Origin of the sequence: Alteromonas sp. MB-3u-76 (assembly GCF_002831605.1) — a bacterium.
GTDB classification, from domain to species: Bacteria; Pseudomonadota; Gammaproteobacteria; order Enterobacterales; family Alteromonadaceae; genus Alteromonas; species Alteromonas hispanica.
The window spans coordinates 2,524,721-2,548,182 of record NZ_CP025115.1 but is presented as its reverse complement, the minus strand read 5'-3'; the positions used below and the strand labels follow the sequence as shown (position 1 = coordinate 2,548,182).

The window sequence follows — 23,462 nt, the reverse complement described above, 5'->3', positions numbered from 1 at the left end:
TAGTAGGACGAGAAAACGTAATTCACAAAAGAGAACAGATTTATGGAATATAAACAATGGCAGTTGGCCAAACGTCCGGTTGGCGAGCCAACCAGTGAGAATTGGCATTTTGCAACGGTCACTTTGCCCGTTGTAGAGCAAGGTCAAATAGCGGTAAAAATCAAATATATTTCGTTAGACCCTGCCATGCGTGGCTGGATGAATGACGGTAAAAGCTATATTGAGCCAGTTCAAATTGGTGAAGTAATGCGCGCCGGCACTGTAGGGGAAGTTATCGAATCAAAATCTTCTCAATTTGCAGTGGGCGACCACGTTTACGGCCATTTCGGCGTGCAAGAATACGCAGTGGTAAGCGAAGAGGGTGTGCACAAGGTTGATCCTAACTTAGCACCACTTGAACGCTATTTGGGCGTATTAGGCATGCCGGGAATGACGGCTTACTTCGGGTTGTTAAAAACAGGACTTCCTCAACCTGGTGAAACTGTTGTTGTTTCTGGCGCAGCAGGTGCAGTAGGTACTGTGGTTGGACAAATCGCCAAAATAAAAGGCTGTCGCGTTGTAGGGATAGCAGGTGGAAAAGACAAATGCGATTACCTAACTAACGAATTAGGCTTTGATGCTGCGGTAGATTACAAAGCCGATGATTTACCCAAAGCCTTAAAAGCGGCATGCCCCAAGGGCATTGATGTGTACTTTGATAATGTGGGGGGCGACATTCTCGATGTGGTGCTAACTCGTATTAACATTCGTGCACGCATAGTTATTTGCGGTGCAATCAGTCAATACAACAATACCACACCAGTAAAAGGCCCTTCGAACTACTTGTCACTGCTTGTTAACAGAGCTCGCATGGAGGGAATTGTGGTATTCGATAATGTAAAAGAGTACCCAATGGCAGCGAAAGACATGGCAACGTGGATAGGCGAAGGAAAGCTTAAGGCAAAGGAGCACGTTGAAGTAGGTTTAGAAAACTTCCCTGACACATTAATGATGCTGTTTAAGGGAGAGAACTTCGGAAAACTCGTATTAAAAGTGGAGCACAACGCATGAACGTAGCGGCTAATGTACAAGGTAAGCATATTCTCATCACTGGCGGTGGCTCAGGCATAGGCGCAGCGTCTGCAAAAGTGCTGTGTGAGCGCGGTGCACTGGTTGGTGTTGCAGACTTAAATGAAGAAAACGCTAAAGCACTTATTGAGACGTTAACCAATGCAGGTGGTAAAGCATATTCGGTTGCGGTTGATGTGACAGACCCAGAACAAGTGAAAGCAATGTTCGATACTGCATATTCCCATCAAGAAAAAGTAGATGTAGTTATTAACAATGCCGGTATTGACCACTTTCCAGCACCGCTTACCGAAGTGGACGACGCTATGTTTATGAAAAACATTCAGGTAAACCTTGCCGGTGTATGGTACTGCATGAAGAATGCACTTAAACACATGAGTGCAAATGGTGGTGGTCATATAATTAATATTGCTTCGGTGGCAGGTCTGCGCTCTGCACCTATGGTCAGTGCCTACAGTGCGTCAAAACATGGTGTCATCGGTCTTACTAAATCTGCGGCGGTGGAATATGCAAGAGCGAATATTCGCATTAACGCGGTGTGCCCAAGTTTTGTTGATACACCTATGGTGCAAGGGGTGTTGTCAAAGTTAGATGAACGTGGCCAGAAAGGCTTGGTTGGCGCTAACCCAATGAAACGTTTAGGCAAGCCTGAAGAAATAGCCAATGCTATTGCATGGTTGTGTAGCGAAGAGTCTTCGTTTATGACCGGTCAATCTGTTGTGCTTGATGGCGGTATGTTGGCTTAAAAATTAATACAGAAAAAATACAGCACAGAATGTAAAAATAAGGATTATAACAATGAAAGATTTGTTCGATTTAACTGGAAAAGTGGCACTTGTTACAGGTGCAAGTCGTGGTATTGGTGAGTCTATTGCCCGCTTGCTGGCGCAGTACGGCGCACATGTTATCGTTTCAAGCCGAAAAATAGATGGCTGTGAAGCGGTTGCTTCATCTATCCGAGATGCAGGTGGCAAGGCGACTGCACTAGCTTGCCATGTAGGGGAGATGGACCAAATTACTAACGCGTTTGCCACTATTAAGCAAGATTTTGGAAAACTAGACATACTGGTAAACAACGCTGCTGCAAACCCCTATTTTGGTCACATACTCGATACTGACTTAGGCGCATACAATAAAACGGTAGATGTTAATATTCGTGGCTACTTTTTCATGTCTATTGAAGCGGGCAAAATAATGAAAGAGCAGGGCGGCGGTGTAATTTTAAATACCGCATCGGTGAATGGTGTAACGCCAGGCGACATGCAGGGTATTTACTCAATTACCAAAGCAGCAGTGATTAGTATGACTAAGTCGTTTGCTAAAGAATGCGGTAGCTTAAACATACGCGTTAATGCTCTACTACCAGGCTTAACAGATACCAAGTTTGCATCTGCACTAACAACAAATGAGCAAATTTTAAAACATGCGCTTAAGGTAATTCCGCTTGGAAGAGTGGCAGATCCTGACGAGATGGCAGGCACGGTGCTATATCTTGTTTCTGATGCGTCTAGTTATACTACAGGCACGACAGTAGTGGTTGATGGTGGTATGCTTGCGTAAAATTGTTGTACGCGTGCGTAGCTCAACGTCATGCACGAATAAGTACAATAGCGCAAGTTAGAACCACGTTAGAGAGAAAATTATGCATATATGGGTAGACGCAGATGCGTGTCCCGGTGCAATAAAAGAAATACTTTTTAAGGCAGCCCGACGCACAGGTCTGCCTTTATCTTTAGTTGCCAACCATTCTATGTCTGTTCCGCCAGACAAGCACATAACTCTTACCGTTGTTCCCTCAGGATTTGACGCGGCAGATGATTACATTGTCGAAAAAATTGAAGCGGGAGACTTGGCCATCACCAACGATATACCGTTAGCGGCAGATATACTCGCAAAAGGTGCAAGTGCGCTTAATACTCGCGGTGATGAATTTGATAAGTCGTCAATTCGCGCGGCACTCACCATGCGAGACTTTATGGAGACTATGCGCTCAAGTGGAGAACACACAGGCGGGCCCAAAGCATTTTCCCAACGAGATAAACAGAATTTTGCTAACGCCCTCGACAGACTGCTTATGCAGGGTATAAGAGCGGCAAAAAACTAGCTTTAATCGACTTATCTACAATGTGCTTGCAACCTTTGTTTAGCGTCAGCATGAACGTGCTACACAGCAGCCGCTATGCATAAGCATCTCGATAAAGTTGCACGAGCTCTTCATGTGCAGGTACTTTAGGGTTGTTACCCGGTGAGCCAGAAGCTATGGCTTGCGTAGCCATCAATTCGATAATATCATCATAAGGCGCCTTTTGTATACCAAACGAAGACATAGTAGGTACGTCTAGCTCTTGATTTAGATGGTGCAAAAATTCAATAAGTCTCTCATGGGAGTCAGCAATGTTGGTTATGTTGCTCTCGTCAACTAAACCAAGATAGTGGGCCACCTCGGCATATTTTTCTGAGTTACCTGTTAATGAGTACTGAGTAACCAGTGGTAGAAGCATAGCGTTACTCATGCCATGAGGTACGTGAAAATGTACGCCTAAAGGCCTGCTCATGCCATGCACTAATGCTACCGACGCATTTGAAAATGCGAGACCTGCCAAACTTGCACCTAGCATCATAGCCTCTTTGGCTGCTTTATCTTGTGGTGTTTTACAGGCTTTTATAATATTGGGAGCTATTAACCGCATAGCGGCAATAGCCTGCTGGTCGCTAAAGGGGTTTGATTTTTTACTAACGTAAGCCTCAATAGCATGGGTTAAAGCGTCTAACCCCGTATCTGCTGCTACACGATAGGGAACAGATAGCGTGAGTTCATAATCTAAAATGGCCGCCTTCGGCATTAAGCCTGGCCCCATACAAAGCATCTTTTCTGCCGACTGAGAATCGCTTATTACGGTAACGCGCGTGCATTCTGAACCTGTACCGGCAGTGGTGGGAATGGCAATAATAGGAATGCTTTGCTGTGTTACTACTTGGGGGACTTTATAGTCGCGCATTTGCCCCCCGTGGCTCGCTAATAATGCAATAGCTTTTGCACTATCAATAGCGCTACCACCTCCAAGAGCAATAAGGCCGTCACACTGACTTTGTTTAACCAGAGACACTGCGCCGTTTATCGATTTATCATCTGGCTCTGGCATTACATCGCTGAAGACCTCGATGTTACTGGCATAGGATGCTAGCATTGAAGTGATACTTTCAACTTTTCCCAACGATACCATTACAGGATCTGCAATAATGCAGGGGTTTTTTATTCCCAAAGTAAGAAGCATATCTTGAAGCTCTGATATCGCTCCTCCACCAACTTTCATAATGCTGGGTAAATGAATATCTACTGCCATAATTGTCTACTTAAAATTGTTTTTTAATATATCATTAACAGTAGCATAACAATTGTCTGTAATGCACTTAAGACTTATTCTGTTTAAGACTTAGCACGGCTAGCTATTTTAACGATGTAAAAAGTCAATAAAGGAGAGAAAGAGTGGAGCATTCTGAGCGCGTATTTCTATCCCTAAAACATATTCTTGTTCCTTACGCTTGTAGTTTAGTCGTTGTGACAGATGAGCCTGATCATTTTTATATAAACACTCATCACGTTATGCCAAACAACCAACCCATGTATTTTGGGTCATGCAAGATAGGCAAGCGCTACGTGAGCTACCATCTCATGCCCGTGTATGTGTTTCCTGAGTTGCTAGAAGATATTTCGCCCGCCCTTAAAAAGCGCATGCAGGGTAAATCTTGTTTTAATTTTACTAAAGTAGATACCGAGCTTTTTGATGAACTGAAAACGCTTACTCAAGCGGGTTACAAAGCGTACGAAAAAGCTGGCTATTTATAGCGCGTTAATAGAGCAAAATGTGTGACGATTAAATGAAACCCTCCATAAAAGTAGACTCAAAAGTAGTCGTTGATATAAATTGTCGTTGATAAGGTGACTTAGCTGTTACTGTAGAACTGGATACTGTCAGCCTGCTCAGTTTATCGAGCTAAGAAAATAATAAAATAATGAAACCGCATAACATTAATATTCTAAGAGCAATGGCCGTGCTGGTTACTTTGACCAGTATTTATCTTTTTGCGCCTTGGCAATATGGTTTGTACTACTTAAAACCTTTACCTAGCACTCTCCAGCAGGAGTTAGATCAATTTATTGACGAGGGTATCGACGGTGTAGTGGTCTACGTTGATAGAAAAGATCATGAACCAGTTTTTTATACCAGTGGCCATATAAACCGCGATACGCCAACACCAATTCACTCCGATGCATTATTTAAAAGGCTATGTTCGGATTAACTGTTGTTGAATCGAAAAGAGCCTGTTTTCGTTAAGGTTTTCTGGATTATCCATAAACCTGAACCAACCCAGGTAGTGTTCCAAGTATTTTGTGGCTACTCCGTTAAACCGTTTTATCCACGCTTTCAGACGGCTGTGATAGGCGTTAACATTTTGAATGTGAAAGACTTTATCTATCACCTTAATTCCTCCTGCCACATCTAAGCGCTTGTGTATTAAATCATTTTTCTCAGAAAGAGCTATGTAGGGCTTATAGCCATCACTACACAACACACTGTCTTTCTCTAATTTTCCTGCTAGCTCCTGATGCAAAGCTTCCGATGTAACACTTGGCACAACGGCTTCATACGTACTCTTAGCTCGGTCTCTGACCGTTAAAACTGGCACCCAATCATCCTTTGAACGCCCTCGTTTTTTCGCTTTCACCCCTCTTTTACGGGGCTGACGAGTCATCCGTTTTGAGCCTTTCTCTGAGTAGGGAAAAAGTGTTTCGTCTGCCTCGATAATGCCTTCTAATTTGCTCGCTTTCAGTGCTGATGGTAGCGCCAAGAATCGGTGCCGCCACCTGAACGATGTTTCAAGGTGGAGGCCACATTCTTCGGCACATTTACGCAATGGCTTACTGTCCAGCATACAGCGAATATATTCTAACCAAAGCTCTTTGTACCTCAGTCGAGCTAGCGGTGTCGCCGTTGTCGCTACAAAGGTTTTGCCGCAGTTCTTGCAGCGATAACGCTGCATCTTGTTTACCTTGCCGTGCCGATTGATCAGTGAGCTATGGCAGTGCGGACATTCAGGGTTTTCAACCATCCGCTCCTCAAGCTCTGTTATCAACTGTGAGACGCTATCAGTGCCTTTCAGCAGCTTCTCAACATAACGGGTTTGACTATCTGTTAAGTGTTCTAACTCGGCTATAAGCTTTGTAAATTGTGCTGGGATCATGATCAACCCTCAATAACTGTATTCATATACAGTATAGCAACAATTTAGCAGAACATAGCCATTTAAAATTGCCAGTATCGCAAAACTGTACGACGCAGCTGCAATTATAAAATTGGTTGGCGAGGGCAGGGTGAAACTCGGCGGATATTTATCAGACTATTTACCTGAAACAAGAGGTCGTATAGCCAACGCTGATCAAATTACAGTTCAAATGTTGCTTCAACATCGAAGTGGTATTCCAAATTTTACAGATCACGAACTTTTTCACTGGGGCGAGTTAGAAATCGACGTTATCGACCTAATTTACGACCAGCCAGCTAACTTTAAACCCGGCATCGATTACCAATACTCAAATAGCAATTACTTTCTTCTGCAAAAAATAATAGCCCAGATAACGGGAGCGCCTCATGGTGAGTATATAAAGCGCACACTACTAAAGCCTTTAGGGCTATCGAACACTTACTTTTCGACAAATGAGGTTGATAAAAAACACTTAGTTAGCGGTTATCACCTTGGCTATGATGACGACTTACGTCATTTAGAGCACGGTTATGTTTCTACGGCGAAAGAGCTGGCAATATTTATAAGAGCGTTGAACGAGGGTACATTTTTCAGTGATTATGAAGCTCAACTCTATAGTGCGAATTATCAATATGGCCACACGGGATGGGTGCTTGGCTATCAAAGCGTGGCGCGATATTTCGAACAAGAGGATATGGTTGTTGTTCAATTTGTTAGTACCACGGGTAACGATTTAGCTATTCTAAACAATATTCTCTACGAACGAGTAATTGAAATTATTCGCTCCATTTAGCTAAATAGAGCGAGGGCAGAATGTATATTTAATGGCCTATCTAATAAAGTAGCCGATAGGCAACCAGGTCTCTTCCGTTTTGCTCAGAGTAAGTGTTTCAGTGACGTTCTTTTTATTTTTAAAGTCAGTTTGAAACTGAATGATCAAATACTCGCCATCGTCTACGCCGGGTAGGGAAGAATACGCTTTTGATGACAGTTTAATGCGGGAGACTACAGCACCTAATGGCGAGCGCGCTTTGGTTAGGGCAGAATCCCAATTAGCTTGAGAAAGTTGAGACTGAAAAAAAGGGGCGGCTTTTTCCCAGCTTTCGGAGTAATTGCCCGCATCTATAACTTGCAGCCAAGTTTTTGCATGAGAAATTGCAAGAGATTCAGGCTGTGAATTTGTCTGCGATGCGAAAGCAAATAATTGAAAGCTAAAAAGAGTAAGTGCGATTGATAAAAGTGTTATTTTCATTGCGTTAAATTCCATTTTTACTATACAAAACAGATACGAATTCAAGTTGGTGGTATGCCATAAATGCATTCTTGATGTGAGTTATTTGCGCAACTTCATCCCTGAATTACGTTACTAATATCCATCCGCCGTTTATGGGGGTAGACGGTTATGATAGTAAACAAAAAGCGTTTAAAACTTCAACTCTTTAGTAGAAAGTTTTGACCTTTTTTTCTCCTTTTTCACGGGGCCTTGTGAGAGAGGAGAGCGGACTTACCGATGTGTTATTCGCTGATACCAAAATGAAATTGTGTTGTCGTATACACAGGGTTTCTACTGGTGTTGGAATCTGAGGGTTGATAATTCATATGTTTGACAGCTTTAAGCCCTTGGTCATCCCAAACGCCTTCAGGTACCGATTCCACTATTTTTGGGTTAAATACCTCGCCGTTAGAATCAATCAAATACCTAACCTTTACATGGCCTTTGGGTCGTTTTGCTACATTCATTGGCGATGAGAAACTAAAAGATTGTGATTTCATCTCCCAATATTGATTTAGATTTTCGGATTGAACTTCCACTGCCTCTGCCGAAAGGTTTGGCGTTGAAGCGCAGCCAAAAAGAAGTGTAGCAACAATAATTACAATAACATTTTTCATTAATATCCTTATTTTCAAATCTTAAGTTTTAAATAACCTCGATAACGAGCCACATGAACACTAATGACGAAGTCGTTCTGCGTGTGCGAGTTCCATTGAGCAGCGCGAGTGTTAATAAGATTGTTAGGTGCGTAGCTTGAAACTAATAAAATGTTTCTGCCTATCTAGCGTTATAAAGCTCATAAATACAAATGTGGGCAATAGGACAAGCCATACGCCTTCTAAGAAAAAGACTAGCGGCAAATATAATACAGTTGAGAATATTAGTTTTTTAGGGCGTGACCAAGTGACGTAGCTAATTTGAATCCATTTAGGCTCAAGTATCATTATCGCCGCTATACCTAAGCATACAGAGATAACGACAAGTGTGCCTGTAGTGATGATATCCATTTCTATCTCCGCATAGTCTATAAGTTGTATGGTAATCAATCGATTTGATTTGTCAATTAACGGGAAGTTAGGTGCCTTTAATGGTTTGTGATACGCAATTTGCCACACTTGTGGCGCATTACTACAGTGTGATAGCGAACCGATAGGAGACATATTATGGCAACCGCGAGCGTAAGACTAGACCGAGATCTAGTTGAGAAAGCTACGATTATGGGCAAAGCACTAAACCGAACTATGCCAAAACAGATTAAGCATTGGGCAAAGATAGGTGAAATGATGGAAGCTAACCCTGATTTGCCCTACGAATTCGTGAAAAACGCGATCTAGTCTTTCTTCGCGTGTACAAATTCAAGATGGTCAAGCAGTTAACTTTACTTGGTTACAGCTACGAGGATGGCACTGTAATACTTGAGTTGATTGCACTTTGCTCTCATAAAAACTTTTATGGCGATGTTAAAAAGTTATTCTGACCAATTGCGTATAACGTCTCAATCAGCCGACGCGTTAGCGGTCGGCTAGATTGATTTATCATCATTTTTTTTGGTTAGTAAATATACCCCCAACCAAATAAACCAAACAATTTGGGATACACCAAATATTTCCGTGAGGAGATCGTCAGGATAAATAGTTGCAATGCCCGCAACACCTACAAAACAACCAAGAGAATTCAGTGCGCGAGGCAGCCAGCCCTCTTTCATAGCTGCAATGCTAATCAATAGAACCCAAAGCCCACCAACTATTTCATTCCCTCCACCTAAACTTCTAGTAATTACTGAAACGGTTGTCCACATATCCAGAGCTTTCTCTGGACTTTTATCCATTAGCTCGATTGCATGAGAAAGTCCAATATTCGAGATCATGCCACTCGCAATTACAAGACCAACCCAAATGACACCAAATAAAGAGCCAATTGTAACTGCTGGGTTATTTGTGTGTTTGAGTTTTTCGTGTAAGCCAACAACGAGTACGGCGAGAATAACTCCGAAGACAACGTAGATTAGGAAATAGATCATTGAAAATGGAAGCTGGATTTCTGCTAGGTAAGTCATCTGCTCTACCGGAGTACCATCCGCGGGGTAGGACAAAAATGCACCAAAGTATACGAAAGCTACTATATAGATTAGCCCTTCAGAAATAGCTGCGATTCCTGCTAATTTTTGTAGACGATTCATTCGATAAAACTCCGTTTATTGTAATGCTAGACACAATGACTCCCTGTGAAATGCTAGCCTCCGCATTTTCGTGGGTTAGCTGAAAGCCAGAGCCATAATTAGTTTGTTCAATACTAAATCAATTTGTAGGCTAGCATGAACAAACATAGCATGATTTTTATCGGGTTGGATACGCATAAAGAGTTTCATGAGGTTGCTTATTGTGAAGAACAGCGTGGAGCGAAACCGGTTCATTATGGGCGTATCCCCTCATCAAAGATTAGTGTCAAAAAGCTGCTCCGCCAGTTTGAATCTAAATATCCTGATGCAACACTTCACGTTGTTTACGAAGCAGGGCCATGTGGCTACTGGATATATCGTCTCATTACCAGTCTTGGGCATTGTTGCTATGTAGTGGCTCCGTCTCTTATTCCCAAAAAGCCAGGAGAGCGAATTAAAACCGACCGCCGAGATGCGCTTAAACTCGTTAGGTCACTTAAGTCTGAAGAGCTCACGCCCATATATGTGCCCGAGCCGGAGGATGAAGCCGTTCGGGATTTATCCCGAGCCCGTGAAGCGGCAATGAAAGATTTAAAAGAAGCCAAGTATCAGCTTAAAGCCCTACTTTTGCGCAACAACATACGTTATGAAGGCACTACCAACTGGTTGAAGAAGCACCTGCGCTGGCTCACCGAACTGATTTTACCTCATCCAGCCCAGCAAATTGTCTTGCAGGAACAACTGCAAACCATTGAGGAACGTATCCGGCGACTGGAAAGGCTCGACAATGAGTTAACCCATCATGTACACCAATGGTGTTATTACCCAGTAGTGAAAGCCGTTCAGGCGATGCGAGGCGTTCGACTGCTCGTTGCTGTTGGCGTGGTAGCAGAACTCGGCGATTTACACCGCTTCGACCATCCAAGGAAACTCATGGCGTATTTAGGTTTAGTGCCCAGTGAACAATCATCAGGCGGTAAACGTCACTTAGGTGCTATTACTAAAGCGGGAAATGGCAGAGCAAGGTGTTTACTGATTGAAGGAGCGCACAGCTATCGGTATCCAGCAAATGTCTCTACCGAATTGCAGTTAAGACAGGAAGGCTTACCCAAAGACATCATCGATATTGCCTGGAAGGCCCAGCTACGTCTGTGCAAACGCTATCAGCGCATGAGTAAAAAAGGTACACACTACAATTTAATCATTACTGCGATAGCTAGGGAAATGGCCGCATACATCTGGGCTATCGCCAAAGAAGTGGTACTTACGCCAGTTAATCCAAAGCTGAGACTAAGCCGAGTACCTGCATGATAAACGAGTTTGAGCTAACGCATTCGGATCGGGCCGCGGAATGTGGCACAACCTACGAAAAAGTTATGATGGCAATTACTTAACGGTTATTAACCCACGAGTATAGACTGATGAGAAAGGCTGAGCGGTCACCGGGCTACGGCGGAACATGTAAGGTCAGCTCTCCTTATTTATTGGATAAGTAACCTACGAATACCAGCATAACAACCGACGACATTACTGCCTCATCCGGTGCGTTAGCTCAATTTATTATGAGTGAGAAACAAAGCTAATTATGGGCTGAAAGAATGTCAGGGATGCACTCGCTCAGGGTTGACAAAGGGAGTCATACCAACGTCCCAATAAGGGGCTTTTAAATAGTTGGCTAAAATGTGAAGCGGAGCGAAACCTAGCCAACAGTTAAAAGTCCAGCTTGATTGGCTTGTTAGATGTGCGATTCACACGATCATGAAAAGTAGATTTAGAATAGCTTACGGACTAATTTTCCAGATTCTATCTGATGATTCAAGATACTCTGATAATGCCGCAGACCCATACCATTTGTATAGTTCAGCGCTTAAATACTCTTCTTTAATTGCGGGATCTGTTTGCAGCAGTGCATTAGCCTCCCTTATAGTGGCAACATCTAGAATAAAAAGCCCTCTGAAGTCATTATCATTTTTTCCAAATGGACCAGCTACAATTAATGTTTTTTCGTCAACCAGGCGATTAATATTTTTAAGGTGCCCAGCAAAAGCTTTCTTTTTCTTCTCTTCATCTTTTGCGTTATTTGTTCCTGTTTTCAGAATAACAAATATAAAGCTTTTCATACCGTAATCATCAGCGCCTAGCTTTGCAGCTAATTTCGGATCGTAATTAGGGTTTGATGTCTGAGCTAAAACTTTTAAATTAGTAGAACCGAGACAAAAAATTAGTGCAATGGTTAAAATCACTCGCATGATGAATGTCACCTCTATTTATAATTCAATTTCTGGAGAAAAACTCCAGAGCTTCAGAACATATAACGCCTCAAATACCGGCTTGGTGAAGTTGGCGACTTTTTTGGAACAAAAAAGGTGACAGCTTTACCGAGTCAGCGTGCTTTGACTTGTTAACCCCTTGCAGAAAAGGATTCATGATAAGTTACGATTCCTTGAGGTAAATCTCCTTGAATTAACAAGGCTTGAAAATACTCCGGCGGCACATCTGGAAGAACCAAGCCCTCTTTAGGCTTGAAGCCAAAACGATGATAGTAGTTTGGGTCTCCGAGCAATACACAACCTTTAGCTTCTATATTCTTTAGCTCTTGGATAGCAGCATTCATAAGCTTCGAACCAATACCTTTACTCTGATTATTGTGAAGAACTGAGATTGGACCCAGACCATACCAACTATCTGTAGCATCAGAAATAGTTACAGGAGAAAGCGCCACATGGCCAACGATATTGCCTTCATCTTCAGCAACAAGAGAAATTGATAATGCTCCAGATTCACGAAGTTCTTTAACTATAAACTCCTCCGTATGATCGGTGTGTGGTGCTTCAAGAAATGCGGCTACAGTAATTTCATGGATACTTTGAACATCGCTCGATTGTTCTTTCCGGATACTAATACTCAATCGGATATCTCCTTGAGGGTTAACGCTAAGCTTTGGGGCGCTAGCACGTGGGCTAAAATCCGAACGAAGTGAGTCAGCCCACGTGTTAGCGTCCCAGCGACCGAAGGGAGTGCCAACAGCGTTTTGTGTACGCCCAGCATGGGCATGAACTAATGAGGTGAAAGTCCTCTGTAGGAAGATCACCGTTGTTTAACACACTGTTATTCAACGCGAACTACTAGCGAATGGCAAGGGCTAAATCGTGAGAGATAGTCTGGAGGAAGCCGCTAGCAAATCTGCGAGCTGATGGACAAGAACATCATATGAGGCGTAGGCTGAAGGTGAGTTGGCACAAGACAACGAAACCATGTGATCTAACGGCCACCGTAAATGATGCAGCAGTGCAGAGACAGTCCATGCTCTTATCTGGGGAGATCTGCTCTAAGAGCGATCGGTGAATACCAGTAAGGCTCTGGTATACAAGTGCCTTGGCGCAGAGGAAACGCATCACCCACTGCGAGCGAATTCGATGCAAACCGATAGCGCTGTTACAGGTAACTGTGGCGGTGATAAAGCAGAAGTCAGCAGACGGCATAGTAGCCAAATGCCCAGCGTAATGGCTGGGACACGGCCAAGTTGCTGCACAACGCGCCAAGAAACATTTAGAATAAAGGAGGAGCCTTGTCAGACTTGAACACACGAATGCCGTCCGGTAGTGACGTGACTCAGCGTACTGATGAGCAGCCAGCCTTTAGCGCAGATCTACTCGAACTTTTTCTCCAGCCTTCCAATCTTGTGTCGGCATGGAAGCAGGTTCGAGCCAACAAAGGGGCCGCTGGCATTGATGGCATGACCATTGATGACTTCCCCGCTTGGGCAAACGCCGGAAACTGGAAACGTGTTATGACTGAGCTTCGCTCAGGCCAATACCAACCTTCACCGGTGAAACGCGTTGAGATTGACAAACCTGATGGCGGAAAACGTCAATTAGGGATCCCAACTATCGTTGACCGTGTTATCCAACAAGCGATTGCCCAAGTCCTTACGCCTATTTTCGACCCAACCTTCTCAGATAATAGTTTTGGGTTCAGGCCACATCGAAATGGGCAGCAAGCAGTGAAGCAGGTAAACAGCATTATCAAAACGGGACGCCGTTTTGCCGTAGATGTTGATCTGTCTAAGTTCTTTGACCGCGTTAATCACGATTTACTCATGACCTACCTTGGCTATAAAGTGAAAGATAAGCGACTGCTTAAACTGATTAAACGATACTTACGAGCTGGGATTCTCTGCAAAACCAAAGGGGATAACCAGTTTTATAGTGAGAGTCGAGAAGGTGTTCCTCAGGGCGGGCCATTATCGCCGCTGTTGGCAAACATCATGCTAGACCCATTGGACAAAGAGCTTGAGAAACGGGGTCACGAATTTGCACGATATGCGGACGATTTTACCATACTGGTAAAGACGCCCCGTTCGGGTGAACGCGTGCTCAACAGTATCAGCAGATTCCTGTGCCACCGCTTGAAGTTAGTTGTTAATACAACCAAAAGCCACGTCGTTAAAACCAATGAAAGCAAATTCCTTGGATTCACCTTCAAGGCAGGCCGCATTCAATGGCATCCGAAGACCCTGATGAAGTTTAAGCAACAGGTTCGACGATTAACGAACCGCAACTGGGGCGTATCGATGCAATACCAACTCTTTAAACTCAGTCAGTATTTACGAGGCTGGATAAATTACTTTGGTATCGCCAGTGGATATCAGCGCTGCGTAGAACTGGATCACTGGATCCGGCGCAGAGTGAGAATGGCTTACTGGCGTCAGTGGCGAAAACCACGCACTAAGGTACGAAACTTAATGAGACTGGGCGTGCATGTTCAAGCTGCGGTAGCGTGTGGTATCACCAGCAAAGGGCCATGGCGTAGTGCAAAATCTCCGGGGATCAATCAAGCATTATCACTTGATTACCTAAAATCCGAAGGGCTTTATTCACTACGTGATGGATGGGTTGCGCTTCACTATCCTAAATGAAACGCCCTGTGCGGAGCCGCATGCAGGGTGTTGTGGGGGCTGGAGGCTAGATACCTCCGGCTACCCGATTATTTTTTTATACGGCAGTGTGCAAGCCATGTTGAACACCACCAAAATAATCGAATTTTCGTTCAATTATGTCTGAAAATTGAGTATCACCTTTTTCAAACTTTCTGAATAATGCATAAGCAACCAAATCTGCAAGCTGTATTAATCGAGTTGCTTCAGAATCTACAAAAACAGGCACTTCAGCCATATTTCTAAGATTGCCCCATTCATGCCCATCTACTTTAAAGGATGTAGCAAGAGCTTGAATTGGAGCCTCCTTACTACTTTTGTCAAAAATGACAACGCCCCTTTGTGTATTGTTGAAATGAAAATGTTCTCGAGATAAAAAGTGATCAAAACGTGTGATAAGTTGTTGAAATGTATAGTGTACGGGATCTTCAGGAGATATTGTGGATTTCTTGACGACTGAAGCTATTATTCTGTAGTGCCTACCATCAATAAGTTTTAGCGCATCTTTGATTGCTGTTAGTCTGTCTTCTTTTGGTACCTTTCTCCAGAATTTTCTCCCAGCCAGCATTGGAGCACCGTGTAATTCTACAGAGTTAGGTTCTTGAGGATTAAATCTAGAAGCAATTTTATCGAGTTCTAATGATAACCAGTGAGCTTTGCGTTCAAAAACAGTTATTCCGGCAAGAATAAAATGCTCTTGGTCAGAGCCACCAGGGGTACCAGATTCGTCAGCATAAAGAAGAAACATCAATCACCTAGAAAATATTTTATATATTTTGATGATAACTGATTGAAGAGAAAAGCAAAATAGAAAGGCGGCGGAAAGATTTAATTAATCAGTGCACCACAATAAGGCAGCCCACCAGTTAGTTGTTTCCAACCGCATATGCAATATTAATTAAAAAGACCTCAAGACTCAAGTAAAATATAACTTCCAAATATGGGGCGCTGACACGTGTGCAATAATGGCGAAGCCGCGCACGTGTATGCGTCCCAGCGAGCGGCAGCGAGTGCCATAATTTGTTTGTTATGTGCGTCTCTAAACATCCTGCAAAGTACATTCAAGTACTTCATTATTTTCATATTTTACCCTTTGCGTTGCACCATCCTGATAAATAATTTCACCAGAAATAGAGGTTCCGACCTCTGGAAGCAAAGCTTGTGCACGACCTTCAGACAACAGATTTAACTCGTCAGTAACTACCTCTAAATCTGCTGATAGGAGAGTCATTTTGATTTTCTTACCTGAGTCTTCTCGACTGAAAGTTAACTCGCTTTTCAGTTCAGACTTTTTGTTTAGCGCGGTATTTTGAATTGTCACGATACCTGATGACTTTGCTGTTTGTGGAGTTGAGTAAACAACAGTACTCTTTTGTGAAGCAATTAACTCTGGGCTAATTTGGTTTTCCTGTAAGCAATGCCAAGTTTCTTCGTTTGGTGCTCCCTCGCATCCGATGAGAAAAAACAATGTCGAAACGCTTAGTAGAATTTTTTCTCTCATTTCGATATTTCCATAATTGAGAAGTGCGTAGATCTTAAATTTCCTTCACGCACATAACTTTTAAATATGGGGCACAAACATGCAGGCTATAATGGCGAAGCCGCCTGCGTGTTTGTGTCCCAGCCCGCCTGCGGGCGACATAATTTTTTTGTGTACGCCCAGCATGGGCATGAACTAATGAGGTGAAAGTCCTCTGTAGGAAGATCACCGTTGTTTAACACACTGTTATTCAACGCGAACTACTAGCGAATGGCAAGGGCTAAATCGTGAGAGATAGTCTGGAGGAAGCCGCTAGCAAATCTGCGAGCTGATGGACAAGAACATCATATGAGGCGTAGGCTGAAGGTGAGTTGGCACAAGACAACGAAACCATGTGATCTAACGGCCACCGTAAATGATGCAGCAGTGCAGAGACAGTCCATGCTCTTATCTGGGGAGATCTGCTCTAAGAGCGATCGGTGAATACCAGTAAGGCTCTGGTATACAAGTGCCTTGGCGCAGAGGAAACGCATCACCCACTGCGAGCGAATTCGATGCAAACCGATAGCGCTGTTACAGGTAACTGTGGCGGTGATAAAGCAGAAGTCAGCAGACGGCATAGTAGCCAAATGCCCAGCGTAATGGCTGGGACACGGCCAAGTTGCTGCACAACGCGCCAAGAAACATTTAGAATAAAGGAGGAGCCTTGTCAGACTTGAACACACGAATGCCGTCCGGTAGTGACGTGACTCAGCGTACTGATGAGCAGCCAGCCTTTAGCGCAGATCTACTCGAACTTTTTCTCCAGCCTTCCAATCTTGTGTCGGCATGGAAGCAGGTTCGAGCCAACAAAGGGGCCGCTGGCATTGATGGCATGACCATTGATGACTTCCCCGCTTGGGCAAACGCCGGAAACTGGAAACGTGTTATGACTGAGCTTCGCTCAGGCCAATACCAACCTTCACCGGTGAAACGCGTTGAGATTGACAAACCTGATGGCGGAAAACGTCAATTAGGGATCCCAACTATCGTTGACCGTGTTATCCAACAAGCGATTGCCCAAGTCCTTACGCCTATTTTCGACCCAACCTTCTCAGATAATAGTTTTGGGTTCAGGCCACATCGAAATGGGCAGCAAGCAGTGAAGCAGGTAAACAGCATTATCAAAACGGGACGCCGTTTTGCCGTAGATGTTGATCTGTCTAAGTTCTTTGACCGCGTTAATCACGATTTACTCATGACCTACCTTGGCTATAAAGTGAAAGATAAGCGACTGCTTAAACTGATTAAACGATACTTACGAGCTGGGATTCTCTGCAAAACCAAAGGGGATAACCAGTTTTATAGTGAGAGTCGAGAAGGTGTTCCTCAGGGCGGGCCATTATCGCCGCTGTTGGCAAACATCATGCTAGACCCATTGGACAAAGAGCTTGAGAAACGGGGTCACGAATTTGCACGATATGCGGACGATTTTACCATACTGGTAAAGACGCCCCGTTCGGGTGAACGCGTGCTCAACAGTATCAGCAGATTCCTGTGCCACCGCTTGAAGTTAGTTGTTAATACAACCAAAAGCCACGTCGTTAAAACCAATGAAAGCAAATTCCTTGGATTCACCTTCAAGGCAGGCCGCATTCAATGGCATCCGAAGACCCTGATGAAGTTTAAGCAACAGGTTCGACGATTAACGAACCGCAACTGGGGCGTATCGATGCAATACCAACTCTTTAAACTCAGTCAGTATTTACGAGGCTGGATAAATTACTTTGGTATCGCCAGTGGATATCAGCGCTGCGTAGAACTGGATCACTGGATCCGGCGCAGAGTGAGAATGGCTTACTGGCGTCAGTGGCGAAAACCACGCACTAAGGTACGAAACTTAATGAGACTGGGCGTGCATGTTCAAGCTGCGGTAGCGTGTGGTATCACCAGCAAAGGGCCATGGCGTAGTGCAAAATCTCCGGGGATCAATCAAGCATTATCACTTGATTACCTAAAATCCGAAGGGCTTTATTCACTACGTGATGGATGGGTTGCGCTTCACTATCCTAAATGAAACGCCCTGTGCGGAGCCGCATGCAGGGTGTTGTGGGGGCTGGAGGCTAGATACCTCCGGCTACCCGATTGGTCTGAGTTGCTAGCACGTCTTTTGCAAAAACGTGACTGCATCAACTGCAAGATAGCTGGTTATTCTACGTCAACCACCTTCAGCGTGTTTGTAGCGCCCACTTTTTCCATCTCATCACCGTAAGTCAGAATAATACTGTCGCCACTTTCAACAAGTCCTTTTTCTTTTAAACACGCCACTACATCGTGTTTAAGCTGACCTGGTTCGCTGTTAGATGAATCGAAAAATATTGGCTTAACGCCACGGTAAAGTGCCATGGCATTCAGTGTAGATTCGTGACGTGACATTGCGATAATAGGAAGTGATGTTGTAATACGCGACATAAGTTTGGGGGTATTACCACTTTCTGTTAACCCAACAATGGCCTTTATGCTTGGCAAGTGGTTAGCAGCATATACCGCAGACAGGGCGATGGATTCACTGGTAGATGAAAACTGCTGATCCATGCGGTGCTTTGAAATTTTAACGCTTGGATGTGTCTCTGCACCCTCACATACTCTAGCCATGGCTTCAACAGTTTCAATAGGGAAGCTACCCGCAGCAGTTTCTGCTGACAGCATAACCGCATCGGTACCATCAAGTACGGCATTGGCTACGTCCATTACCTCAGCACGAGTTGGCATTGGGCTATCTATCATCGATTCCATCATTTGCGTTGCTGTAATAACAACTTTGTTCAACTGGCGAGAGCGCGCAATAAGCTTTTTCTGTACGCCGACGAGTTCAGCGTCACCAATTTCAACACCCAGATCGCCGCGTGCTACCATAACTGCGTCAGACGCACTGATAATGTCGGTAATCGCTTCATCTGTTGCTACTGTTTCGGCACGCTCAACTTTTGCACAAATTTTCGCGTGACAGCCTGCTGCTTCTGCAAGTTCACGGGCATAATTTAGGTCTGCGCCACTTCTTGGGAATGATACCGCTAGATAATCTACGCCAATGAGCGCCGCTGTTTTTATGTCTTGTTTATCTTTCTCTGTAAGAGCTTCAGCCGATAGACCGCCGCCCTGACGGTTGATTCCTTTATTGTTAGACAGCTTGCCACCAACGGTGACTTCAGTAATGACTTTTCGACCTTCTACACCTGTGACCTTTAATTGAATTCGGCCGTCGTCCAGCAGCAAAATGTCGCCTGCAGAGACATCGTCGGGAAGGGCTTTATAATCTATACCTACTTTATCTACAGTGCCGGCATCTCTTTCTAGTTCTGCGTCGAGCACGAAGGTTGCGCCGATATTTAAGTGAACAGCACCATCAACAAATCTTGCTACACGAATTTTTGGTCCTTGCAAATCACCTAAAATAGCAACGTACTTACCCAAGCTTTTAGCAGCTTCGCGAACGCGTTTAGCACGCTCAATGTGGTCCTCTGCTTGGCCGTGAGAAAAGTTCATGCGAACCGTATTTGCTCCGGCTGCAATAAGTGCTTTAATTTTTTCAAGTGAATCTGTTGAGGGGCCTAATGTGGCAAGAATTTTGGTTCTTCTAGTCATGGGGTTCCGTCGCTGCTTCTTTTATAGAAAAGATAAGTAAGTCGAATACGCCAACACACTGATGCTGTAATCGCTTTACGTAATTTTATTACAGAATAGTAGTTTATTTTGACAAAAATGTGAATGAAAGAAAGAAAAACGCTGCACTGGCTCGACCAGTTGTAGTGAAATTACTGACAATTTTTGACCAAAATGGATAAATAAGGCGAGAAAATGCTAAATAATCGCAACGTTTTCAATGTAGAGACTTTTTTAAATTATAGGGCACAGACGCCGTTAAGCAAGCTCACTGAAATGCAATATCACTGAGTAGGGCTTGCATTTCTAACGCTACCCATCTCGCTTTTCGTATCGAGAGCCGCGCAGAGTATCTTTTACCCGTTTTAAATTCTCTCTAAATTTGTTGCCTCTGCGAAGTGTGAAACCGGTTGCGAGCACATCGATTAGCGTTAATTGCGCAATACGTGATGCCATGGGCATATACATGTCGGTGTCTTCTGGTACTTCAAGAGAAAGCACATAACTACATTCTTGTGCTAACGGACTATCTGCAGAGGTTATACCCACCACAGTTGCGTCGTTCATGCGAGAGATTTGGGCAATCTCGACCAAACTTTTGGTTCTGCCGGTGTGACTAATGAGAACAACGACATCGCCAGCCGAGCAATTCATACAGCTCATTCGCTGCATTAAGATATCTTCAAAATAAACCACTGGAACATTGAAGCGAAAGAATTTGTTTAATGCATCGTGGGCGACAGATGCAGAGGCGCCAAGGCCAAAGAATGAAATCTTCTGCGCTTGTGTCAACAGATCAACAACTCGGTTTACCACGTTTACGTCTATCGACTGTCTCGCCACTTCAAGAGACGCCATGGTCGATTCGAAAATCTTATTGGTATACTCATCTGGGCTGTCGTTCTCATCGACATGACGGTTTACGTATGGAGTACCGTTGGCTAAACTTTGTGCTAAATGCAATTTAAAATCTGGAAAGCCCTTAGTGTCTAGCCTGCGGCAAAAACGATTTACGGTAGGCTCACTCACATCCGACATTTTCGCCAGCGTTGCTATACTTGAATGAATGGCGGTCTGGGGGTTGGCAAGTATGATCTCGGCAACCTTCTTTTCTGATTTGCTAAATGCGGCTTTATTTTGTGTGATTTTTTCTAAAATGTTCATACAGATACGACAAGTAAATGGCCCAGATTGTTCTAATGTACATCGTAATACTACTCAATGTGAAACCTATGACAAGGAAAATGTAATTTTTTGACATTTTTTATGTTTTGTTTGCCATTGAGATACCCTAAAATCCATCGATAACGAAAGAATTTCATCTTGTAGTTTGTTGAAGTTGTAATTTTACTACATTTGGTGTTAACTATACGGTAATAATAGTCGTTAGTGTTGTAAATAAAGAACCAGCACGACACGTACATACACATAAAAAAGGTCGACGAATATGGTATTGGAGAATTCCTACGAGCCCTGCGATTTTGTACTTTTCGGTACATTGGGCGATCTTTCACGACGCAAGCTGTTGCCATCACTTTATCAGCTTGAAAAAGCGAATTTAATGCATCCTGAAACGACAATTGTAGGTGTAGCTCGCCACGATATGTCGCTAGAGGACTACGTTGATGAAGTTCATTCAAACCTGGTGAAATTCGGCGAGCAAGACTTGTGCGAAGCAACATGGGAAAGAATGAAGGCTCGACTTCACTATGCCTGTGTTGATATGAAAAACGTTGATAGCTATTGCGTTTTAGACGATCACGTAGATCCTACGCGCACCATGGTTTGCTACTTAGCAACGCCTCCTGCCATTTACGGGGATATTTGCCGCGGTTTACACAGCTGTAAAATCATCGATTCAAGCGTTCGCGTAGTGCTTGAAAAGCCGATTGGTCACGACCTTGCGTCCTCAAAAGTGATTAACGAGCAAGTTGCTGAATATTTTGATGAGAAGCAGATTTATCGTATCGACCATTACCTGGGCAAAGAAACTGTTCTTAACCTAGTGTCTCTTCGTTTTGCTAACTCAATTTTTGCGACTAACTGGGATCACAACTGCATTGACCACGTTCAAATATCAGTTGCTGAGTCTGTAGGTATTGAAGGCCGTTGGGGTTATTTCGATGACGCCGGACAAATGCGCGACATGGTTCAAAACCACTTGCTTCAAATTTTGAGCTTGGTTGCCATGGAGCCGCCTACCACACTAGACGCAGACAGCATTCGTGATGAAAAGTTGAAGGTACTTAAAGCACTGCGTCCTATTAATGCTTCTAACATTAATGAAAGCATTGTTCGCGGCCAATATACCGCTGGGTTTGTAAAAGGTGAAGAAGTACCTGGTTACCTAGAGGAAGAAGGCGCGAACACGCAAAGTAAAACAGAAACATTCGTTGCTATTAAAGCGGAAATTGACAACTGGCGTTGGGCGGGTGTGCCTTTTTACCTTCGCACGGGTAAACGCATGCCAAACAAGGTAAGTGAAGTTGTTATTTACTTTAAGCGTCAGCCTCATAACTTATTTGGCGATAGCTTTAAGAATCTACCGCCTAATAAACTGGTTATACGTCTGCAGCCAGATGAGGGTGTTGAGATAACCGTAATGAATAAGGTTCCTGGTCTTACCAACTCTGGTTCTATGGACCTTCAAAAGTCGAAGCTAAACCTAAGTTTTTCTGAGGCATTTGCCGATGAGCGCATTCCTGACGCCTATGAAAAATTATTGCTTGAGGTGATGTTAGGCAACCAGGCGCTGTTTGTTCGTCGCGACGAAATAGAGCAAGCGTGGACATGGGTAGACTCAATACTCGACGCATGGAAAACATCAAGTGAGCCACCAGAACCTTATCAAGCAGGCACCTGGGGACCAGTCGACTCTATTGGTTTGTTAGCAAGAGCAAACCGTAGTTGGTATGAAAGCAAGACGGTGAAGAAGAAGTAATATGGCATTAACTACATTATCATTCGAAAGTCCTGATGCACTTACCAATGCATTTGCAGAAGACCTAGTTAGTATTTTAGAAACCGGAATTAAAACACGCGGTAGAGCCTCTTTGGTTGTCAGCGGTGGACGTACGCCCTTAGCGTTGTTCAAGCAGTTGAGCAATACTGACTTACCGTGGGATAAAGTGGACATTACCCTTGCCGACGAGCGTTGGGTGAGTGAAGACCACGAAGCAAGTAACACTAGCTTGGTTAAAAACAACCTGATCCAAAATAAGGCTGCAGCAGCCCGTTTTGTGGAGTTAAGAAGCGATGTTGAAGATGCTAATGACGGCATTAACCTTGCCGAGCGTCACTTAGCCAGTATGTCTCAACCATTCGATGCACTTATTCTTGGAATGGGTGAAGATGGTCACACTGCCTCGCTTTTTCCGTGTTCTGAACAGGTTAAAGACGGCCTGGACATGAGTAGCGGTCGCACATGTATCGCTGTTCAACCAACAACAGCACCTCATCAACGCATATCGTTGACACTCCCCGCACTACTTAATAGCAGACATATTTTCTTGCACCTTACAGGTGAGAAGAAAAAACAGGTACTACTCGATGCTATCGACAATGCCACCGAAGCGCAAAAGCCTATCACTGCGGTTGTAAACAGAGCACCGGTTACACTGATGTGGGCGCCATAGGAGAC

General features: G+C 43.9%; 25 protein-coding genes. 14 read left to right on the top strand and 11 right to left on the bottom strand.

The window, feature by feature from the left end; translation table 11 throughout:
• The first annotated feature begins 42 nt into the window (after positions 1-42).
• The 4 genes from CW735_RS11360 to CW735_RS11345 all read left to right on the top strand — a co-directional run bounded on the left by CW735_RS11360 (position 43) and on the right by CW735_RS11345 (position 3,172).
• On the top strand, positions 43-1,050 hold the full coding sequence (locus tag CW735_RS11360) for an NADP-dependent oxidoreductase (RefSeq protein ID WP_100972205.1): 1,008 nt from the start codon (positions 43-45) through the stop codon (positions 1,048-1,050).
• Complete coding sequence (locus CW735_RS11355) at positions 1,047-1,814, top strand: SDR family NAD(P)-dependent oxidoreductase (RefSeq protein ID WP_100972203.1); 768 nt, start codon at positions 1,047-1,049, stop codon at positions 1,812-1,814. The genes CW735_RS11360 and CW735_RS11355 overlap by 4 nt, the downstream gene beginning before the upstream one ends.
• Before the next feature lie 52 nt (positions 1,815-1,866).
• Positions 1,867-2,628 carry an SDR family oxidoreductase gene (locus CW735_RS11350; protein WP_100972201.1) on the top strand — a complete coding sequence of 254 codons (762 nt, stop codon included), beginning with the start codon at positions 1,867-1,869 and terminating at the stop codon, positions 2,626-2,628.
• Between the two features lie 82 nt (positions 2,629-2,710).
• Positions 2,711-3,172 carry a YaiI/YqxD family protein gene (locus tag CW735_RS11345; RefSeq protein ID WP_071979059.1) on the top strand — a complete coding sequence of 154 codons (462 nt, stop codon included), beginning with the start codon at positions 2,711-2,713 and terminating at the stop codon, positions 3,170-3,172.
• Positions 3,173-3,245: 73 nt separating this feature from the next.
• Here the strand turns inward: CW735_RS11345 and CW735_RS11340 are convergent, their stop codons facing one another.
• A complete protein-coding gene (locus CW735_RS11340; RefSeq protein WP_100972198.1) occupies positions 3,246-4,412 on the bottom strand; it encodes an iron-containing alcohol dehydrogenase in 1,167 nt (388 codons plus the stop codon).
• 143 nt (positions 4,413-4,555) lie between these two features.
• Here CW735_RS11340 and CW735_RS11335 point away from each other — a divergent pair, with 143 nt between their 5' ends.
• Complete coding sequence (locus CW735_RS11335; RefSeq protein ID WP_100972196.1) at positions 4,556-4,915, top strand: hypothetical protein; 360 nt, start codon at positions 4,556-4,558, stop codon at positions 4,913-4,915.
• A 167-nt stretch (positions 4,916-5,082) separates the two neighbouring features.
• Entirely contained in the window at positions 5,083-5,370 is a 288-nt protein-coding gene (locus CW735_RS11330) for a hypothetical protein (RefSeq protein WP_100972194.1), read from the top strand.
• On the opposite strand, the gene CW735_RS11325 is transcribed toward CW735_RS11330, so the two are convergent.
• Entirely contained in the window at positions 5,356-6,312 is a 957-nt protein-coding gene (locus CW735_RS11325; protein ID WP_157812624.1) for an IS1595 family transposase, read from the bottom strand. The two genes, CW735_RS11330 and CW735_RS11325, sit on opposite strands and share 15 nt — an antisense overlap.
• Before the next feature lie 112 nt (positions 6,313-6,424).
• Between CW735_RS11325 and CW735_RS11320 the strand changes: the two genes are divergently transcribed.
• A complete protein-coding gene (locus tag CW735_RS11320; RefSeq protein ID WP_232368268.1) occupies positions 6,425-7,126 on the top strand; it encodes a serine hydrolase domain-containing protein in 702 nt (233 codons plus the stop codon).
• Between the two features lie 36 nt (positions 7,127-7,162).
• On the opposite strand, the gene CW735_RS11315 is transcribed toward CW735_RS11320, so the two are convergent.
• Positions 7,163-7,585, bottom strand: coding sequence for a DUF4019 domain-containing protein (locus CW735_RS11315; RefSeq protein ID WP_100972190.1), 423 nt, complete (start codon positions 7,583-7,585; stop codon positions 7,163-7,165).
• A gap of 263 nt (positions 7,586-7,848) precedes the next feature.
• Positions 7,849-8,223: a TonB family protein gene (locus CW735_RS11310; RefSeq protein WP_100972180.1), complete on the bottom strand. Its 375-nt coding sequence runs from the start codon at positions 8,221-8,223 to the stop codon at positions 7,849-7,851.
• 546 nt (positions 8,224-8,769) lie between these two features.
• On the opposite strand from CW735_RS11310, the gene CW735_RS11300 reads away from it, so the two are divergent.
• Complete coding sequence (locus CW735_RS11300) at positions 8,770-8,940, top strand: TA system antitoxin ParD family protein (RefSeq protein WP_100972176.1); 171 nt, start codon at positions 8,770-8,772, stop codon at positions 8,938-8,940.
• Positions 8,941-8,966: 26 nt separating this feature from the next.
• Positions 8,967-9,083: a type II toxin-antitoxin system RelE/ParE family toxin gene (locus tag CW735_RS11295; RefSeq protein WP_100972174.1), complete on the top strand. Its 117-nt coding sequence runs from the start codon at positions 8,967-8,969 to the stop codon at positions 9,081-9,083.
• Between the two features lie 45 nt (positions 9,084-9,128).
• Here the strand turns inward: CW735_RS11295 and CW735_RS11290 are convergent, their stop codons facing one another.
• The gene (locus CW735_RS11290) at positions 9,129-9,785 is read right to left on the bottom strand and encodes a DUF4386 family protein (protein ID WP_100972172.1); all 657 of its coding nucleotides are present in this window, start codon (positions 9,783-9,785) and stop codon (positions 9,129-9,131) included.
• Positions 9,786-9,920: 135 nt separating this feature from the next.
• On the opposite strand from CW735_RS11290, the gene CW735_RS11285 reads away from it, so the two are divergent.
• Positions 9,921-11,075, top strand: a complete 1,155-nt coding sequence (locus tag CW735_RS11285; RefSeq protein WP_100972170.1) for an IS110 family transposase — start codon at positions 9,921-9,923, stop codon at positions 11,073-11,075.
• 470 nt (positions 11,076-11,545) lie between these two features.
• Here the strand turns inward: CW735_RS11285 and CW735_RS11280 are convergent, their stop codons facing one another.
• Both CW735_RS11280 and CW735_RS11275 read right to left on the bottom strand, forming a co-directional pair.
• Complete coding sequence (locus CW735_RS11280; protein ID WP_100972168.1) at positions 11,546-12,013, bottom strand: YciI family protein; 468 nt, start codon at positions 12,011-12,013, stop codon at positions 11,546-11,548.
• A 152-nt stretch (positions 12,014-12,165) separates the two neighbouring features.
• The gene (locus CW735_RS11275; RefSeq protein WP_100972166.1) at positions 12,166-12,672 is read right to left on the bottom strand and encodes a GNAT family N-acetyltransferase; all 507 of its coding nucleotides are present in this window, start codon (positions 12,670-12,672) and stop codon (positions 12,166-12,168) included.
• A 660-nt stretch (positions 12,673-13,332) separates the two neighbouring features.
• Here CW735_RS11275 and ltrA (CW735_RS11270) point away from each other — a divergent pair.
• Positions 13,333-14,682: a group II intron reverse transcriptase/maturase gene (gene ltrA, locus CW735_RS11270; RefSeq protein ID WP_100970866.1), complete on the top strand. Its 1,350-nt coding sequence runs from the start codon at positions 13,333-13,335 to the stop codon at positions 14,680-14,682.
• 76 nt (positions 14,683-14,758) lie between these two features.
• On the opposite strand, the gene CW735_RS11265 is transcribed toward ltrA (CW735_RS11270), so the two are convergent.
• The gene (locus CW735_RS11265; protein ID WP_100972163.1) at positions 14,759-15,448 is read right to left on the bottom strand and encodes a DUF3800 domain-containing protein; all 690 of its coding nucleotides are present in this window, start codon (positions 15,446-15,448) and stop codon (positions 14,759-14,761) included.
• A 291-nt stretch (positions 15,449-15,739) separates the two neighbouring features.
• Positions 15,740-16,201: a hypothetical protein gene (locus CW735_RS11260; RefSeq protein WP_100972161.1), complete on the bottom strand. Its 462-nt coding sequence runs from the start codon at positions 16,199-16,201 to the stop codon at positions 15,740-15,742.
• A gap of 685 nt (positions 16,202-16,886) precedes the next feature.
• Here CW735_RS11260 and ltrA (CW735_RS11255) point away from each other — a divergent pair.
• Complete coding sequence (gene ltrA / locus CW735_RS11255; protein ID WP_100970866.1) at positions 16,887-18,236, top strand: group II intron reverse transcriptase/maturase; 1,350 nt, start codon at positions 16,887-16,889, stop codon at positions 18,234-18,236.
• A 131-nt stretch (positions 18,237-18,367) separates the two neighbouring features.
• On the opposite strand, the gene pyk is transcribed toward ltrA (CW735_RS11255), so the two are convergent.
• Both pyk and CW735_RS11245 read right to left on the bottom strand, forming a co-directional pair.
• Positions 18,368-19,804: a pyruvate kinase gene (gene pyk, locus CW735_RS11250; RefSeq protein WP_071979901.1), complete on the bottom strand. Its 1,437-nt coding sequence runs from the start codon at positions 19,802-19,804 to the stop codon at positions 18,368-18,370.
• Between the two features lie 330 nt (positions 19,805-20,134).
• Complete coding sequence (locus tag CW735_RS11245; protein WP_071979900.1) at positions 20,135-20,986, bottom strand: MurR/RpiR family transcriptional regulator; 852 nt, start codon at positions 20,984-20,986, stop codon at positions 20,135-20,137.
• Between the two features lie 283 nt (positions 20,987-21,269).
• On the opposite strand from CW735_RS11245, the gene zwf reads away from it, so the two are divergent.
• Both zwf and pgl read left to right on the top strand, forming a co-directional pair.
• Positions 21,270-22,763: a glucose-6-phosphate dehydrogenase gene (zwf, locus tag CW735_RS11240; RefSeq protein ID WP_100972159.1), complete on the top strand. Its 1,494-nt coding sequence runs from the start codon at positions 21,270-21,272 to the stop codon at positions 22,761-22,763.
• A gap of 1 nt (position 22,764) precedes the next feature.
• A complete protein-coding gene (gene pgl, locus CW735_RS11235) occupies positions 22,765-23,457 on the top strand; it encodes a 6-phosphogluconolactonase (protein WP_071979898.1) in 693 nt (230 codons plus the stop codon).
• Positions 23,458-23,462: the final 5 nt, after the last annotated feature.

What these genes read in the sequence shown, in the direction of transcription:
- CW735_RS11360 (WP_100972205.1), top strand. Translation starts at nt 43, where the DNA reads ATGGAATATAAACAATGGCAGTTGGCCAAACGTCCGGTTGGCGAGCCA.
- CW735_RS11355 (WP_100972203.1), top strand. Translation starts at nt 1,047, where the DNA reads ATGAACGTAGCGGCTAATGTACAAGGTAAGCATATTCTCATCACTGGC.
- CW735_RS11350 (WP_100972201.1), top strand. Translation starts at nt 1,867, where the DNA reads ATGAAAGATTTGTTCGATTTAACTGGAAAAGTGGCACTTGTTACAGGT.
- CW735_RS11345 (WP_071979059.1), top strand. Translation starts at nt 2,711, where the DNA reads ATGCATATATGGGTAGACGCAGATGCGTGTCCCGGTGCAATAAAAGAA.
- CW735_RS11340 (WP_100972198.1), bottom strand. Translation starts at nt 4,412, where the DNA reads ATGGCAGTAGATATTCATTTACCCAGCATTATGAAAGTTGGTGGAGGA.
- CW735_RS11330 (WP_100972194.1), top strand. Translation starts at nt 5,083, where the DNA reads ATGAAACCGCATAACATTAATATTCTAAGAGCAATGGCCGTGCTGGTT.
- CW735_RS11325 (WP_157812624.1), bottom strand. Translation starts at nt 6,312, where the DNA reads ATGATCCCAGCACAATTTACAAAGCTTATAGCCGAGTTAGAACACTTA.
- CW735_RS11315 (WP_100972190.1), bottom strand. Translation starts at nt 7,585, where the DNA reads ATGAAAATAACACTTTTATCAATCGCACTTACTCTTTTTAGCTTTCAA.
- CW735_RS11310 (WP_100972180.1), bottom strand. Translation starts at nt 8,223, where the DNA reads ATGAAAAATGTTATTGTAATTATTGTTGCTACACTTCTTTTTGGCTGC.
- CW735_RS11300 (WP_100972176.1), top strand. Translation starts at nt 8,770, where the DNA reads ATGGCAACCGCGAGCGTAAGACTAGACCGAGATCTAGTTGAGAAAGCT.
- CW735_RS11295 (WP_100972174.1), top strand. Translation starts at nt 8,967, where the DNA reads ATGGTCAAGCAGTTAACTTTACTTGGTTACAGCTACGAGGATGGCACT.
- CW735_RS11290 (WP_100972172.1), bottom strand. Translation starts at nt 9,785, where the DNA reads ATGAATCGTCTACAAAAATTAGCAGGAATCGCAGCTATTTCTGAAGGG.
- CW735_RS11285 (WP_100972170.1), top strand. Translation starts at nt 9,921, where the DNA reads ATGAACAAACATAGCATGATTTTTATCGGGTTGGATACGCATAAAGAG.
- CW735_RS11280 (WP_100972168.1), bottom strand. Translation starts at nt 12,013, where the DNA reads ATGCGAGTGATTTTAACCATTGCACTAATTTTTTGTCTCGGTTCTACT.
- CW735_RS11265 (WP_100972163.1), bottom strand. Translation starts at nt 15,448, where the DNA reads ATGTTTCTTCTTTATGCTGACGAATCTGGTACCCCTGGTGGCTCTGAC.
- CW735_RS11260 (WP_100972161.1), bottom strand. Translation starts at nt 16,201, where the DNA reads ATGAGAGAAAAAATTCTACTAAGCGTTTCGACATTGTTTTTTCTCATC.
- pyk (WP_071979901.1), bottom strand. Translation starts at nt 19,804, where the DNA reads ATGACTAGAAGAACCAAAATTCTTGCCACATTAGGCCCCTCAACAGAT.
- CW735_RS11245 (WP_071979900.1), bottom strand. Translation starts at nt 20,986, where the DNA reads ATGAACATTTTAGAAAAAATCACACAAAATAAAGCCGCATTTAGCAAA.
- zwf (WP_100972159.1), top strand. Translation starts at nt 21,270, where the DNA reads ATGGTATTGGAGAATTCCTACGAGCCCTGCGATTTTGTACTTTTCGGT.
- pgl (WP_071979898.1), top strand. Translation starts at nt 22,765, where the DNA reads ATGGCATTAACTACATTATCATTCGAAAGTCCTGATGCACTTACCAAT.